The sequence below is a fragment of the Bryobacter aggregatus MPL3 genome, assembly GCF_000702445.1.
In the GTDB taxonomy this organism is placed as follows: domain Bacteria; phylum Acidobacteriota; class Terriglobia; order Bryobacterales; family Bryobacteraceae; genus Bryobacter; species Bryobacter aggregatus.
Map to the genome: position 1 here is coordinate 309,500 of NZ_JNIF01000003.1, position 14,947 is coordinate 324,446.

The following is a 14,947-nucleotide window of genomic DNA, read 5'->3' on the forward strand; positions in this document are numbered from 1 at the left end:
CCCGCCCTAGTAAGCCCGGAGCTGAGTGACTCCGTCAATCACCACGCGATCCCCCGCGTGCACGTCTCCGGACACCGCCGCGCGCTGCGCATCCTGCCAGGAAACCACCACCGGCACTTCTTCATACAGGCCCGGACCGCGTTCCAGATACAGCGTCGTCTTGTCCTGTTGCTGATAGAGCGCCGCTTTTGGCACCACAACCGACGCCTTGCGCCCATGCGAATGCCGAATGGTGGCGAACATCTCCGGCCGGAGTTGCCCGCCCGCATTCGGCAGTTCCGCCCGTACTTTAATGGTCCGCGTCTGTGGGTCGACAAGGTCGCCAATCCGCTTCACTTTGCCGGTAAACACCTTGTCCGGAAAAGCATTCAAAGTGATCGCCACATCCTCACCCACCGTGATCAGGCGAATGGAATCTTCCGGCACGTCGGCTGAAACCCAGACGCTGCTCAAGTCTGCGATCGTAATGACGGGCGCCGCCGCATCCGCGCGAAACTCTCCCGCGGCGACAGAAATATCCATCACCTTCCCGGCCATGGGCGCCGGCACCATGATCAATTGCGACATACTTCCTGGCTGCAATCCCAGCAACTGCAAGCGCCGCGCGGCCTCGTCACGCGTGGCCAGCGCCACTTCCACCCCTGCCTTCGCCTGGGCCACCACCGTCTCTGCTGTCAAAACTTCTTTCTGTGCAATCGCCCGGTTGGCGAGCAGGTCTTTGGTACGAGCAAGGTCGGCCTCGGCTTTAGCCTGATTGGCTTTGCTCTGCGCAATATTGGCGTCTGCCTGCCGAATCGCCGATTGGATGGCCGACACTTCCTGGCTTTCCAAGGTCAAGACCGGCTGCCCCTGCTTCACGCTATCGCCGAGCGTCACTTTCACCTCGCGCACACGCCCCGGAAACGGAAGAATCACCCGCGCCACCCGCGCCGGATTCAGTTCTACTTTTCCCGGCGCCGTCAGCTCTTCCTGCGGCACCTGCGCATCCTCCGCCGTGCCCACTCGGATCTTTGCCAGCAGCGGCGAATCCTTGGGAAACTGAACTGCGTTGCCCTTCCGGATTGGCTCGTCGGTCACGGCCTTCACGGGTGCGGCGGACGGATGGCAACCGCACACGCCGAGGAGCGCCACCAACACCGGCGCAGTCAGTCGATTCATCATTTCTTCTCCGGATTCAATTGCGAAGCCACCGACGCTTCCACACCATAAAGACTCTCGGCCAGATCGGCCCGCGCCGCGTTGTAAGCCTGCATCGTCTCGCTATAAGCCCGCTGCGTATCAAGCAGCTCAAGGAAACTGGCTTCACCGCGTTTGTAGGAATACTCGGTGATCTGCCGGACATCCTTCACCTTCCCGATCAAGGTGCTCTCGAAGCGTTCGATCGTCCGCAGCGCACTGGCATACTTCAGCAACGCCACCTCCACCTCGTTCTCGATGGTGGCCTGCGTTGCGCGCAGCCGCGCCTCAGTCTGCATCTGTTGTTGCTTGGCCCGCTCGATCTCGCCCTGGTTCCGGTTGAAGACCGGCAAGCCTGTCGAGACAAAAAATCCGAGCGAGTTCCCACGTCCCGCCAACCCTTGTTGGCGGCGATACTCCGATCCCAGGGTGTAATCGAGCTTGGCCTGCGCCAGTTGCAGACGGATATCCGCCTGGGTCCGGATCCGGTCCCGCTGCAGCGCAAGCAGATCGGGCCGCTGCGTCACGGCTTTCTCCCGCAGCGCGTCGAGGGGCAATGCCACCGTGTCGCGGCGCATCTCCCCAGCCGTTTCGATCTTCGGGTCCATCTTCTGGCGGCCCAGCAGGATCTGCAACTGCGCCTCTGTCGTCTTCACCTGTAACTCTGCCTGGCGGACGGTGTTCTCAAACTGCAGCATCGCTACCTGGGAGCGGATCACTTCCACCTCAGACAGATCTCCCGACTTCAGGCGGCTCTGATTGATCCGGACAATCTCCTCAAAGGCCGAAAAGATCTCCCGGGCCAGCCCAAGATCAGCCTTCGCCTGAAGCACTTCGACAAAGGCGTTCTGCACGGAAAAGGTCAGTTGCCGTACGGCATCCAGAACGAGAAACTCCGTCACCGACTGCGCGGCAACCGCCACTTCCACCCGCAATTGCCGTTTGCCCCCACGCTCAAACAGAAAGTCCGTTCGCGCCGCATATTCAGAAGGCCCCGCCTGATTCTCCAAACTGTAACGAGGTGGAAGCAGATTCAAATGGTCGCCAGATAAACTCAGTACAGGGTTGGGCCGCAAGCCTGCGGTGATCACCTGTGCCCGCGCCACCGGCACATCAAAGCGCGTCGCGATCAGATCCAGATTCTTGTCCAGAGCCTCACGCAGGGCATCGTTGAGAGTGAACTCCGTCCGTGTTTGCGCCTGCAACACAAAGCTCAGCACCACGGCCAACAAGAATAGGAAAAGATGGGATCGCATGTTACGCATCTCACTAATGAGCATGCTTTGCGCCATTCTTGTTACGAATCAATGCAACGGCACTCCGGGAAGACCGCACGCCAATCGATCAAAAAACGTGCGCGCGGCGTACGAAAAGCGTACACTCCCTCACAGGAACTGTCTGGCGGCGCTGCAAGCAAATGCTTCCGCATTGGCGCTGCACATGATCGTTCCAAAGGCACATCGTGTTCCAGCGGATCGAATTCCCGCGCATCGTCGCGGCTCAAAAACTACAAACCTGGCTGCTGATTATGTCCCTGGTAGCACTCGGACTCACCAGCCTGCTCGTCCTCGACCTCACGCGTAACCTGCGTACCGTGGTCATCGGCGAAGCTTGCCGCATGCTCGAAAACGCAGCGAAGGAATTGCTCCAGACCGCGCAGAATCGCCATCTGGAGGACAGCAACGACAACCAGAAGCTCAAGACCATCTCCTATGAGGTCTTGCGCTCCTATCTCGACGTCGAAGGCGGCTTTCTTTGGGGCGACACAGTCGTCGGCCACACCTTCCCTTCCTATACTGAACCCGGCACCCACCTCCGCCAGCCCGCGCTCGAGCACCGTCTGGTTCTGGAGGCACGGGATGAGAGCCGCCGCACCGGCAAGCTGGCGGGCAGAACCGTACAGGATGGTCGCGACGTGGTCGCCGTCGAGGTCCTTTCCTCTCCCCACTCGGAACTCTCCTCCTGGACCATCCGCCGGATCATCAACTTCAGCGATTCGAGCGAACTCAACAAACGCATTCTGCTGGTGGGCGTCATGCTCTTTGCCTTGCTCGCCCTAGGCATCGTCCTGCGCTTCAGCTTCAGTCTCCAGCGCGGCTTCTCGTTGCTCCAGTCGGGCCTCGAACAACTCCGGAGCCATCCCGAATACCGGCTGCCCGATCAAAACCACGAACTCAAACCCATTGTCGACGCCGTCAACGCCATGGCCGAAAGCCGGCAGACCATTGAGGCAGAACTCCGGCGCGAGGACCGTCTCCGTGTCATGGGCCGCATGGTGGCAGGCATCGCCCATGAGATCCGCAATCCGCTCAACAGCATGCGTCTCAATGCCCGTCTCCTCGAGCGCCGCTTGAAGGACCAGCAAGAGGCACGCGAGCCGGTACAACTTGTTATTGGGGAAATCGACCGCCTCGATACCTTATTGAAGAGCCTGCTCGCCTTCCGCCCCGATGAGCCCGTTGCGCTCCGCCGGCAACTCGTTGGGCCGATCCTCGAACGCACCCTCGCTCTGGTCGCACCGCACGCCAAGGAGAGCGGGGTTGAGATTATCATCTCCCCGGCGGTGGCTGGACACCCGGTTCTGGTGGACGCGCACTTCCTGCAGCAGGCACTGATCAACGTGATTCTCAATGCCATCGACGCCTCCAAAGGGCGTGGCCCCGTCACCCTCGACATGGCCCAGACGAGTAAAGGCTTGCAGATCGACATCTACGATCGAGGTCCAGGCCTGTTGCCGGAACAGGAAGATCGAGTCTTCGAAGCCTTCTACACCACCAAGCCCAACGGCACAGGCCTCGGCCTGGCTGTCACCCGGACACTACTTGAAAAAATGGGCGCCCAAATCACCGGCCAGAACACCGATCAGGGAACCCGATTCCGGATCTTCATCCCCGCAGAGGAGCCCTCGCATTGAAACACAGCATCCTCATCGTCGAAGACGAGCGGCCCGCCTTACAGGCCCTCAGCATCCTGCTCGAAGAGGAAGGCTACAACATCCTCAAGGCCGAGACTGGGCAGCAAGGCCTCGAACAGGCGGCCCGCCACGAGCCGGATCTGATCCTGCTGGATATTCGTCTTCCCGACTTTGACGGCCTCACCGTTCTCGAACGGCTGCGAGCCAGCTACTCCGACGCTGCCGTCATCATCATGACCGCCGAGACCTCCAGCACTAACGCCATCCGCGCCACACGTCTCGGCGCCTTCGATTACATTTCAAAGCCCATCCACGATGACCATCTGACGGTCCTCATCCAGCGCGCGCTCGAGTACCGGCGCCTCGAAAACGAGGTTCGCGCCCTCCATCAGGCTCCGTCCAAAGGTGCCAGCATCCCGGGAATCGTCGGCCACAGCCTTCCGATGCAAGCCGTCTATAAGTTGATCGGCCGGGTTGCCGCCACCAACGCCACCGTCCTGATTTCAGGCGAATCGGGAACCGGCAAAGAACTGGTTGCCGGCGCCATCCATGAGTTCAGCAGCCGCGCCGGCGGTCCGCTCGTCAAGATCAACTGCGCGGCAATCCCCGATGCGCTGCTTGAAGCCGAACTCTTCGGCCATGAACGGGGCGCATTCACCAACGCGCTCGCTCGCCGGATCGGGCGCTTTGAGCAGGCCTCCGGAGGCACTCTGTTTCTCGACGAGATCGCTGAACTCACGCCAGCCCTCCAGGCAAAACTGCTGCGCGCCGTACAGGAGCGCAGCATCGAAAGGCTGGGCAGCAACACCCCCATCCCAGTTGATTTTCGCCTCATCACGGCCACCGCCCAGGACCTCACCGAGGCCGTGGTCGCAGGGCGTTTCCGCGAAGACCTGCTGTATCGCCTCAATGTCGTGAGGATCGAACTGCCCCCGTTGCGCGAGCGCAAAGAAGACATCCCGCTCCTCATCCAGCGCTTCCTCGGACGTTCTGACCGTCCGCTGCAACTCCGGGACGACGCGCTCGAGTTGCTGATGAATCACGACTGGCCGGGCAATGTCCGGGAACTGGAAAACGTCGTCACGCGCGCCATCGTCCTAGCCCCAGGCGGCATCATCACTCCCGACTGCATCCAGACCAAAGCTGCCCCCACGCGCACACCAGCCAATTGGCTCGAAGCGATTCCCGTACACGAGGGTTATTGGCCGGTGATCCGCAGTGTCGAACTCCAACTCCTGAAAGCAGCCCTCCACGAGGCGAAAGGCAATAAAACCGAAGCCGCACGGATTCTTGGCATCCAGCGCCGTCTCCTCTACGAAAAGATGAACGAGTTCCAAATTACTTAACCGCGCGAAAAGCACCGATCGCCTCAGAAGTCCGTAACGCGCGGCCGTAGAGCCGGCAGTGCAGAACAAATTCTCCAAAGCGAAGTACCGGGCTGCCATTGATGCCATAAAGATTCGGGCTGAAGCGGCCGAACCCGAATTGCCTTGTGTCTCCGCCATCGGAGAGCTTTCCGTCCACCACAAAGGTGATGAGATTCGGCCCGGCATCGACAATCGCCACCACATGATGACGCTTGGCCGTACTCAAAACTCCCGGGTCACTCTGCCAACGATTCTCCGTACGGCCATCCTGCAGCACGATCTCGACAGCACCGGCCTCGGCAGTCAACAAGGCAAATCCTTTGCCGTCGGCACTCCGGTTGTCCACCAGCACTTGCCCCGGGCGATCGTCGCGCAGATGGAGCTCTACCTCAATCGAAACCCCGGCGCGCGAATGCTCACTCCCATAATCGGCACGGCGGGAGCGGCGCAGGAACACAGGCAACGCCGGAGCAGCCACCGTCTTGGGTGACGCCACATCCAGAATCAACCCGCTTTTCGGCACACTCTTTGCATCGTCCTGCGACCAGAGACCTGCCAGCAAGGTCTTGTCGATCTGATGCACACGAGCCACATCCTTCTGTGTCTCCGTGAGATAGTATTCCCCGCCCTCCTCCACCAGATCGGGATAACTTATGCGGATGAGAGGATCGTCATCGTAAAGAACAATCTCGGGCTGCGACCAACGGATCACCTTGCCCTGAGGAGAGTCCAGCTCCACCCCACCAGACAGCCACACCGGGTTGCGATCTTCATAGGCGATCGTGCGCCGATTCGGGCTCTCGCGAATGAAACGGCCTCCATGGTTGTGAAACCAATAGAGGAATTTTCCGTTCTCGCAGCGCCAGACAAAGTTTGCCGCGCGCGGATGCTTGATGAGCCGCCCATCGGCGTAACGCATGTACTGGGACGGCTCCCAGCTTCGGCCTCCATCGCGGCTATAGGTGAATGCGGAATGGCCATCGATCGTCCGGAACACGCAGAGCATCGATCCATCACTCAGGACCGCAAAAGACTGCTCCTCGGCAATCGGACCGCCGCCCTTGGGGGTACGAATTCCCAGATCCCCATCCGGTAAGGTCTGCCACTCAATCTTGTTCGGGTCTCGCTCCGTCAGAATATTCGCACTGCGCAGGAGCGCGCCTTCGCTGGAAGTAAAAAAGCCCTCGCCAAAGCCACCCACCTTATGAACCGGAACATAGCCCGCACCACGATACGCAAATGCCTTGCCGACATTCCAGAAGAATTTGATCCTGCCGGCATACGGATTCTGACGATCGATCTCGAAGTCCCGCATCGGTACTTCATAGCGCTGGCTCGACCAACTCTTGCCGTTGTCGTCTGAATACTTGAATACAAAATGGCCCTGGCTATCGACGCGTGTCACAAAGCCATCTTTGTAAGTTGGCTTGTCGGCAATGATCTTCCGCGTATTGTCGGTGTTGTGGTTGTAGAACACATAGACGCGGCCGCTGTTGGCCTGCAGCAATACGGCATAGCTTGCTTCCGGCCCACTCGACGGTTCCACATCGACTGCCTTCTCCCAGCTTCTGCCGCGATCCGTACTGCGAGCGCTGATCACATGCTGCCCGCCAGCCCCTTCCGCTCCTGAGCCAGTCGTCATCACCATGAGCCATGCCCCATCCTTTGTTTTGACGACGTAGGGCTGGTCGGCATAAGACTCATCTGGAATCACGCTGCCATTCAGGATGTTCCGCCAGTCCGGTGTTTGGGACAACGCAAAGCAGCAACTGAGAAAGAGGAGAAGGAAGGTGCGCATCGGAAAAGAACCAAATGGAATTGGCCCAATTGTATCGACTCAAGGGATGTCTGGCTAAGTTTTCCGGATCACCAGCGCTGCTCCACAGAAAGCAACTCCGAAGAAGAGCAGCATTCCGAACGGAGCCCAGAAATCCTCGTTCCACCCAAGGTTGGCCGATAACTCCCAGCGGCGCATCGGGTGGATCCGGAAGCAGTAGCTTCCATCTGCACCACCGCGATTGAGAAAGTGATCGTGCACGCCTTCCAGATGCCCAATGCCTCCGCGCAGCCTGCGGCCCTGCCAGTCGTAGGTGATCAGTTCGTAGTCCTGCGACGCCAGTTTCTCTTTCGCAGCCGGACTGATGTGGATCTCAGGCGATAGAGTTGCGACATCGAAATGGTGTGCGGCCTCCACCCGGTGGGCGACCACTTCTTGCCAGGTCCAAAGCTTCTGCACAGAAAAGAAGGTAAAGAAGATCCAGCCCACAAGCGGCAATAGACCAAATCCGAAAAAGACCGTCCAGACGCCCAGCGAACGGGTCCAGCGAAACTTGCGCAAGAAAGAATGCTCCTCGGCAAGCCCCGCCAGGGCTCCCAACGCGCTCAATCCCAGCATGAGACCCAGCATCAGGAAACCGATTCCCTTCTCCAGTTCTGGATTTACTTCCGTATCGGGAAGACGTAACTCACGGGCATGCCCTCGAATCATCTGCACCTGGTGGCGCGTTCCAGGCGCCCAAAGTTGCAATTCATCAAGAGCCTCTTCGGGATAGGCCGCTCTCCCCGCATCGGTGTCCCAATGGAAAAGACGCCCCGACGGACCATCCGCTTGCAAATCCAGCAGCAACTCGTAGCGCACCCACTCGAGCGAGTCACCTTCTGCAGGAACCAGATCGATATGCAACTGACTCCCGATGACCGTGGCATCGATCGTGCGCATCCGGGCATAAGTCCAAAAATTCCGAGCAGAGAAGAAGAACGAAAGGAAGCCAAGAACCAAAAGACTGAAGCCGGTGAGCGCCACTCCATTGAGTTTCGGGATCTTCGGCACACCAAGAGTTTAGAACAGGCAGACTGAGGTTTCGCCGCCTATGATTTGTTCTTTTTCAGCCACTTATAGTAGGCGTCCCGCTCTTTTTCCTGGAGCTTATCCCATTCTTTATCTTCTTTATTCTGTTCTTTGACGTAGCGGCGATAGCTGGCCTCGTCATACTTGATGGCTTCTCTGTCTGCTTTGGCCTGTGCTTTCTCGGCCTTTATTCTGGCCTTCTCGGCTTTTTTCTGGTCTTTGATGTCGTCAGCGGCGTGCAGGCCGCTGGCCAAAACAAATAGTCCAGCAGCTGCAAGGGCAATCAGTTTAGTTCGCATCAGAATCTCCTTGCGATTAGACTTCGTCGATCCGGCGATGTTTCACCGCTGAGGACCGTTGCGGAGCGACCACTTCCTCCAGATGTCTGTCTGCAGTAACCCCTTCGCTCACACCACCTTAGAGAAATCCAAGGCCCATCTTCCACATGTTTTCAACAGAATATCCACAAAATTTCACACTCTCTATCTAATTGATAATGAGCGACTTAACAGAAGTTTCGAAAATAGATTGACTTCACGGCCCATGGGCCATAAACTCCAATCACTACGATTTTTACGGAAGCTTACTTCCGTTCGAATCGATTCTCCCATTGAACATCAGCAGGAAGCCCGCCAGACCTAGCCGTTTGGTGGGCTTTCGTGCCTCTGGAGGGCGATTTAAAATGGTTTATGCGCAAAGCTCAGCCGGCCGGGGAACCTAAAACCTGGCGCGAGCGGGCTCAGGCGCTCCGCCACCTGCCACCGCTGCTCGCTGAAGTTTGGCAAACGAAGCCAATTTACGCCTTCTCTTCGCTGCTCTGCCGCGCCCTTTCGGCATTTCTTCCCGTCGCGATTCTTTACGTTTCGAAACTGCTTGTCGACGAGGTCGTCGGCCTCGCTACGAATCAACCGGGCGTCTCCACCACCCATCTCTGGCGCTTGCTGGCCCTCGAATTGGCTCTGGTGCTGGCCAGCGACCTGTTGAGCCGCCTGATGGGCCTCTGTGACTCGCTGCTGGCCGATCTGTTTACGAACCACATCACGCTCCGGCTGATGCGCCACGCCGCCTCGCTCGATTTGGTCACCTTTGAAGATCCGGCCTTCCAGGACAAACTCGAGCGGGCCCGGCGGCAGACCACAGACCGGCTCTCGATGCTGTTTCTAGTGGCTAGTCTCGGCCAGCAGGCACTGTCGCTACTGGCCATGTCGGCCTCGGTGATCGCCTTTTCGCCGCTTTTCTTCGCCTGTCTGGTGATTTCGCTGGTTCCGGTCTTCTGGTCCGAAAGCCATTTCGCCGCGATGGCCTATTCTCTGCTCTACCGCTGGACTCCAGAACGCCGCCAGATTGACTACCTCCGCCTGCTCGGCGCAAGCCACACCACGGCCAAAGAAGTGAAGATCTTCGGCCTCTCCGGCTACCTGATCGACCGGGTGGACGAGTTGTTCCAGCGCTTCTACGCCGAGAACCGCCAACTGGCCGTACGCCGGGCGACCGTGAATTACCTCTGGGGTCTGCTGCCGAGCGGCGCCTATTACGCGAGCTACGTCTACATCCTGCAGCAGACCATCGCCCGGGCAATCAGCGTCGGCGATCTGATCTTTTTGACCCGAGCTTTCTCCAATTGCCGCTCGCTGTTGAGCCAGATCTTCCAGAATCTGAGCCGGGTGGCCGAACAGGCGCTCTATGTCCGCGACCTGTTCGAATTCTTCGATACGAAGCCAGCCTTGCCGGTGTCGCCGCATGCGCTGCCCGCACCGCGGCCCATCCGCGATGGCTTCGTTTTCGACAAAGTGGAGTTCGCCTACCCGGGCGCGACGAAAAATGTCCTGAACGGCATCAGCTTCCATCTGGCGCCAGGCGAGAAAATCGCCCTCCTCGGCGAGAACGGCGCGGGCAAAACGACGCTCGTGAAGCTGCTGTGCCGCCTCTACGACCCTACCGGCGGCTGCATTCTGCTGGACGGGGTGGACCTCCGCGAATACGACCCCGAATCCCTGCGCCGCGAGATTGGCGTCATCTTCCAGGACTTCCTGAAGTACGACGCGATTGCCCGCGACAACATCGGCTTTGGCGCCATCGATGCGATGGGCGACGTTCCAGCGATTGGACGGGCCAGCGAGAAGAGCTACGCCGATTCCGTCATCTCCACTCTCGCCAGCGGTTACGACACGATGCTCGGCCGGCGCTTTGAAGGCGGCGTTGAGCTATCGCAGGGCCAATGGCAGAAAATCGCGCTCGCCCGGGCCTACATGCGCGACGCGCAACTGTTGATCCTCGACGAGCCCACCGCCTCGCTCGATGCGCGTGCCGAGTACGAAGTGTTTGAGCGATTTGCGAATCTGACGGCCGGCAAGTCGGCCGTTCTGATCTCGCATCGCTTCTCTACGGTGCGCATGGCAGACCAGATTCTGGTGCTCGAAAACGGCCGCATTCTCGAACAAGGGACGCATTCCGGCTTGCTCGCCCTGGGAAATCGCTACGCCGAACTCTTTGAGCTGCAAGCTGCCGGATATCGATGAATACAATGGAAGGATCGATGACTGTGCCTGAAGTGGATCTCAAGAAGACCGTCAACCTGCCGAAAACCTCCTTCGCGATGAAGGCGAATTTGCCGCAGAACGAACCGAAAATGCTCGCCCGCTGGCGCGATATGGACCTCTACGCGCGCATTCGAGCCTCGCGTGCCAGTTCCCCCGAATACGTCCTCCACGATGGGCCGCCCTATGCAAACGGCAACATTCACCTCGGCCACGCGTTCAACAAACTGCTGAAGGACTTCGTCGTCAAGTCGAAGACCATGGCCGGTTACGACTCGCCCTATGTCCCCGGCTTTGATTGCCACGGCCTGCCGATCGAGATCAAAGTGGATGGGCAGCTCGGTGCAAAAAAGGCGCAGATGACGACGGTACAGATCCGTCAGGCCTGCCGTCGCTATGCCGACAAGTATGTCGGCCTGCAGACCGAAGACTTCCAGCGCCTCGGCATCTTTGGACGCTGGGACAACGTTTATAAGACGATGGACGCGCCGTATCAGGCCGCCATCGCACGCGCCTTTGTCGACTTCTACGACCAGGGCTACGTCTATAAGGGCCTGAAGCCGGTGAACTGGTGTCTGCACTGCCAGACCACGCTCGCAGAAGCAGAGGTCGAATACGCAGACCATGTCTCGCCGTCGATCTATGTTCGCTTCCACCTGCAAGGCGATCCGGCAACAATCCATCCTGCACTGGCAGGCAAGCAGGTCTATGGACTGATCTGGACCACCACCCCCTGGACCATCCCGGCGAACATGGCGATCAGCTTCCATCCGCGCTATGAGTATGTCGCCAATCAAGTGGGTGACGCCGTCTACATCGTCGCCCAGGGCCTGCTCGAAGCAGTCACCAAAGAACTCGGCTGGCCTGAGCCGCAGATCCTCGGCACCTTTGATGGCTCGACACTCGACAAGGCCGTCTTCCGCCATCCTTTTCTAGAGCGCGAATCGCTCGGCCTGGTTGGCGATCACGTCACCCTCGAAGCCGGCACCGGCGCCGTGCACACCGCTCCCGGCCACGGTATGGAAGACTTTATCGTCTCGCAGCTCTATGGCATCCCCACCTATTGCCCGGTGGACGCAGCAGGCCGCTTCTTCCATGCGGAAGGAGCCAGCGGCACACTGCCCGAGGAACTGATCGGCAAGGTCGTCTGGGACGCCAACGCGATCGTCATCCGCATCCTCGAAGAGCATAACGCCTTGCTCGCCAAGAAGGATTACCACCACTCCTATCCACATTGCTGGCGCTGCCACAACCCCACCATCTTCCGTGGCACGACGCAGTGGTTCATCGGCATGGAGCGCAACAACCTGCGCCAGAATGCGCTCGATGCCATCCGCAATGTGAAGTGGCTCCCCACCTGGGGCGAAGAACGCATCTCCAACATGATTGCGGGCCGTCCGGACTGGGTGATTTCACGCCAGCGCACCTGGGGCGTGCCGATCACCGCGTTCTATTGCGACACCTGCGACCACATCATCGCCGACAAGGCCGTGATGGAGCCGATCCTCGAACGTTTTGCCAAGGAATCGGCCGATGTCTGGTATGCCGAAGACGCGGCCAACCTCCTGCCGACTGGTTTCACCTGCCCCAAGTGCGGTGGCGGCCATTTCCACAAAGAGAAGGACATCCTCGATGTCTGGTTCGATTCCGGGTCGAGCCACCTGGCGGTGCTGACCAAGGAGAACGGTCTTCCCTGGCCTGCCGACATGTATCTCGAAGGCGCAGACCAGTATCGTGGCTGGTTCCATAGCTCGCTGCTGATTGGCGTCGGGTTGCGCGGCCATGCGCCGTATCGCGAGTGCGTCACCGGCGGCTGGATTCTCGATTCGCAGGGCCGCGCGATGTCCAAGTCGCTCGGCAACGGCATTGAGCCGGAAGAAGTAATCAAGCAGTACGGCGCCGAAGTGCTGCGTCTGTGGGTGGCCAGCGTCGCCTACAACGAGGACGTGCGCATGTCACCGGTGATTCTGCAGCGTCTGGCAGAGGCCTATGTCAAGCTGCGCAACACGCTGCGCTATGCGCTCGGCAACCTCGACAAGTTCGACCCGGCCTCAGATGCGGTCCATGGCGACAAGCTCGAAGAGATCGACCAGTGGATTCTCGCGCGCACCGCGACGCTAGTGGAGACCTGCCTCGGGCACTACAAAGCCTATGCCTTCTACAAGGTCTATCAAGCGGTCTACAACTTTGCGACGGTCGACCTCAGCTCGATCTATTTCGACATCCTCAAGGACCGTCTCTACACCACGGCAACCAAGTCACAGGCGCGCCGCAGTGCGCAGACCGCGCTCTATCGCATCTCAAAAGCCCTCCTCCACTTGATGGCCCCGATTCTCGCCTTCACCTGCGAAGAAGCCTGGGCCGCCTTCCCCCGTGCCCAGGAAGATCACGACACCATCCATGTGGGAGTGTTTCCGAAAGCAGATGATCTGACCGATGGCATCGATGCCGGTCAACTCGCCCGCCTCAGCAATTGGGACCGTCTGCTCGCCTTCCGCGAACTCACCCGTCCGGCACTCGAGAAAGCGCAGATCGGCGCCTCGCTGACCGCGAAGCTGGTGCTCACGGTGGGAGCCGAGGACTTTGATCTGCTTGACAGCTACCGCGACCAGTTGCCTTCGATCTTCATCACCTCGCAAGTGGAGTTGAAGCTTGGCGGAGAAACGGCAGTTGAAGTCTTTCCGGCTGACGGCGTGAAGTGCGAACGTTGCTGGAAGTTCCGGCTGGATATCGGCAGCGACGCCAAGTTCCCCACAGCCTGCGGCCCCTGCGCCAGCGCTGTGACTGAAATGTTGGGCTTGGCCTAATGGGCGCGCGCCGCGCCCTGGCATTTGCCATCGTCGCCGCGGTCTTTCTCCTGGACCGCGGGACCAAGTATTGGATCGAAACCAAGGTCTCGCTCTACGACACGATCGAGGTGATTCCGTCGGTGTTCAATATCGTGCACGCCAGGAATCGCGGCGCGGCGTTCGGAATTTTGAATACTTCTCCGGAGTGGGTCCGTCTATTGGTGTTAGTGGGCCTGGCGCTGTGCATTCTGGCCATGATTGCGTCCATGCTCTGGCAGGCAACGCGCCGCGATGCACCCAGTTCGCTTGTGAACCGCCTCTCGCTCGCGCTTGTTTTTGGCGGTGCGATTGGGAACCTTTATGACCGCATTCTCAAGGGCAGTGTCACAGATTTTTTGCAAGTCTTTCTGGGCTCCTATGAATGGCCAAGCTTCAATGTGGCGGATTCCGCCATTACCGTAGGCGCCACACTGATGGCCATCGATCTCATCTTCCTTTCACGCAAGCAGGAATCTCAAAACAATGCTCCCGAAACTCGTTGAAATCGGCGGCTTCTTCATCCCCACCTATGGGGTGATGGTGGCGTTGGCCTTTCTTGCCGGACTTTGGTCCACCAATAAACTGGCAGCACGAGCCGGCCTCTCCGCGCAGAAGATCCAGGATTTAGTCATCTATTGCGCGATCACCGGTCTGATTGGCGCCAAGCTGATGATGTTTGCCTTCGATTGGCAATACTACGTCAACAACCCGGCGGAGATGATTTCGCTGTCCACTTTGCGTGCCGCCGGTGTCTATCAGGGCGGCTTCCTCCTCGCCTTGGTGTTTGCGGTTTACTATATGCGCAAGCATGGCCTGCCCGTCCTGAAGACGATGGACTGCTTTGCGCCCGGCATTGCGCTCGGCCATGCCATTGGCCGCATGGGTTGCTTTGCCGCCGGATGCTGCTATGGCGATGTGTGCCATCGTCCCTGGGCCGTCACCTTCCGCAACCCCGAGGCGAAGGAATTCTCCAATGTCCCGCTCAATGTCCCACTCCATCCGGCCCAACTCTACGAGGTCTTTGGCGATCTGGCCATCTTCGCGATCCTCTTCAAGCTGCATGATCCGAGAAAGCGTTCTGGTGGATTGTTTGGGCTCTATTTGATCCTCTATTCAATCCTTCGCTTTGGCGTGGAGTTTGTGCGTCATCATGATCAGCCACCGCTCTTCACCTCCATCCCGCTCGTCCACACGCAATGGATCAGCCTGGGAACCCTGATGCTGGGCGCCTGGCTTCTCTTCCGGCCCGCCAAAGGACCGATCTCCGAATAACGAAC

At 59.1% G+C, this 14,947-nt stretch carries 11 protein-coding genes; 6 read left to right on the plus strand and 5 right to left on the minus strand.

All coding sequences use genetic code 11. The annotated features are described in order from the left end of the window. Window positions 1–6: 6 nt before the first annotated feature. Together M017_RS0101780 and M017_RS0101785 are read right to left on the minus strand one after the other, a co-directional pair. The gene (locus M017_RS0101780; RefSeq protein WP_031495327.1) at window positions 7–1,161 is read right to left on the minus strand and encodes an efflux RND transporter periplasmic adaptor subunit; all 1,155 of its coding nucleotides are present in this window, start codon (window positions 1,159–1,161) and stop codon (window positions 7–9) included. After that, the gene (locus tag M017_RS0101785; RefSeq protein WP_162179808.1) at window positions 1,158–2,432 is read right to left on the minus strand and encodes a TolC family protein; all 1,275 of its coding nucleotides are present in this window, start codon (window positions 2,430–2,432) and stop codon (window positions 1,158–1,160) included. Before M017_RS0101785 ends, M017_RS0101780 begins: the two co-directional genes overlap by 4 nt. A gap of 206 nt (window positions 2,433–2,638) precedes the next feature. Here M017_RS0101785 and M017_RS0101790 point away from each other — a divergent pair, with 206 nt between their 5' ends. Together M017_RS0101790 and M017_RS0101795 are read left to right on the plus strand one after the other, a co-directional pair. Continuing rightward, complete coding sequence (locus M017_RS0101790) at window positions 2,639–4,090, plus strand: sensor histidine kinase (protein WP_031495329.1); 1,452 nt, start codon at window positions 2,639–2,641, stop codon at window positions 4,088–4,090. Beyond that, window positions 4,087–5,436 (plus strand): sigma-54-dependent transcriptional regulator, encoded by a 1,350-nt coding sequence (locus M017_RS0101795; protein WP_031495330.1) that lies wholly within the window; start codon window positions 4,087–4,089, stop codon window positions 5,434–5,436. The genes M017_RS0101790 and M017_RS0101795 overlap by 4 nt, the downstream gene beginning before the upstream one ends. Here the strand turns inward: M017_RS0101795 and M017_RS0101800 are convergent. From M017_RS0101800 to M017_RS0101810, 3 genes are read right to left on the minus strand one after another with little or no spacing between them, the layout of a single operon-like run. Beyond that, window positions 5,429–7,255 (minus strand): sialidase family protein, encoded by a 1,827-nt coding sequence (locus M017_RS0101800; protein ID WP_051669428.1) that lies wholly within the window; start codon window positions 7,253–7,255, stop codon window positions 5,429–5,431. The two genes, M017_RS0101795 and M017_RS0101800, sit on opposite strands and share 8 nt — an antisense overlap. A 54-nt stretch (window positions 7,256–7,309) precedes the next feature. Further along, window positions 7,310–8,287 carry a hypothetical protein gene (locus M017_RS0101805; protein WP_031495332.1) on the minus strand — a complete coding sequence of 326 codons (978 nt, stop codon included), beginning with the start codon at window positions 8,285–8,287 and terminating at the stop codon, window positions 7,310–7,312. Window positions 8,288–8,325: 38 nt separating this feature from the next. Next, window positions 8,326–8,604, minus strand: coding sequence for a hypothetical protein (locus tag M017_RS0101810; protein ID WP_031495334.1), 279 nt, complete (start codon window positions 8,602–8,604; stop codon window positions 8,326–8,328). Window positions 8,605–8,994: 390 nt separating this feature from the next. Between M017_RS0101810 and M017_RS0101815 the strand changes: the two genes are divergently transcribed. The 4 genes from M017_RS0101815 to lgt are packed head-to-tail and all read left to right on the plus strand — an operon-like array spanning window position 8,995 to window position 14,942. After that, window positions 8,995–10,824 carry an ABC transporter ATP-binding protein gene (locus tag M017_RS0101815; protein ID WP_031495336.1) on the plus strand — a complete coding sequence of 610 codons (1,830 nt, stop codon included), beginning with the start codon at window positions 8,995–8,997 and terminating at the stop codon, window positions 10,822–10,824. A gap of 17 nt (window positions 10,825–10,841) precedes the next feature. Continuing rightward, window positions 10,842–13,649 (plus strand): isoleucine--tRNA ligase, encoded by a 2,808-nt coding sequence (ileS, locus tag M017_RS0101820; RefSeq protein ID WP_031495338.1) that lies wholly within the window; start codon window positions 10,842–10,844, stop codon window positions 13,647–13,649. Beyond that, a complete protein-coding gene (lspA, locus tag M017_RS0101825) occupies window positions 13,649–14,173 on the plus strand; it encodes a signal peptidase II (protein WP_031495339.1) in 525 nt (174 codons plus the stop codon). The genes ileS and lspA overlap by 1 nt, the downstream gene beginning before the upstream one ends. Then, on the plus strand, window positions 14,154–14,942 hold the full coding sequence (gene lgt / locus M017_RS0101830; RefSeq protein WP_031495341.1) for a prolipoprotein diacylglyceryl transferase: 789 nt from the start codon (window positions 14,154–14,156) through the stop codon (window positions 14,940–14,942). The genes lspA and lgt overlap by 20 nt, the downstream gene beginning before the upstream one ends. Window positions 14,943–14,947 lie beyond the last annotated feature (5 nt).

Coding starts and splice junctions, on each gene's coding strand:
- lspA (WP_031495339.1), top strand. CDS start 13,649: ATGGGCGCGCGCCGCGCCCTGGCATTTGCCATCGTCGCCGCGGTCTTT.
- M017_RS0101800 (WP_051669428.1), bottom strand. CDS start 7,255: ATGCGCACCTTCCTTCTCCTCTTTCTCAGTTGCTGCTTTGCGTTGTCC.
- M017_RS0101785 (WP_162179808.1), bottom strand. CDS start 2,432: ATGCGATCCCATCTTTTCCTATTCTTGTTGGCCGTGGTGCTGAGCTTT.
- M017_RS0101815 (WP_031495336.1), top strand. CDS start 8,995: ATGCGCAAAGCTCAGCCGGCCGGGGAACCTAAAACCTGGCGCGAGCGG.
- M017_RS0101810 (WP_031495334.1), bottom strand. CDS start 8,604: ATGCGAACTAAACTGATTGCCCTTGCAGCTGCTGGACTATTTGTTTTG.
- ileS (WP_031495338.1), top strand. CDS start 10,842: ATGACTGTGCCTGAAGTGGATCTCAAGAAGACCGTCAACCTGCCGAAA.
- M017_RS0101780 (WP_031495327.1), bottom strand. CDS start 1,161: ATGATGAATCGACTGACTGCGCCGGTGTTGGTGGCGCTCCTCGGCGTG.
- lgt (WP_031495341.1), top strand. CDS start 14,154: ATGCTCCCGAAACTCGTTGAAATCGGCGGCTTCTTCATCCCCACCTAT.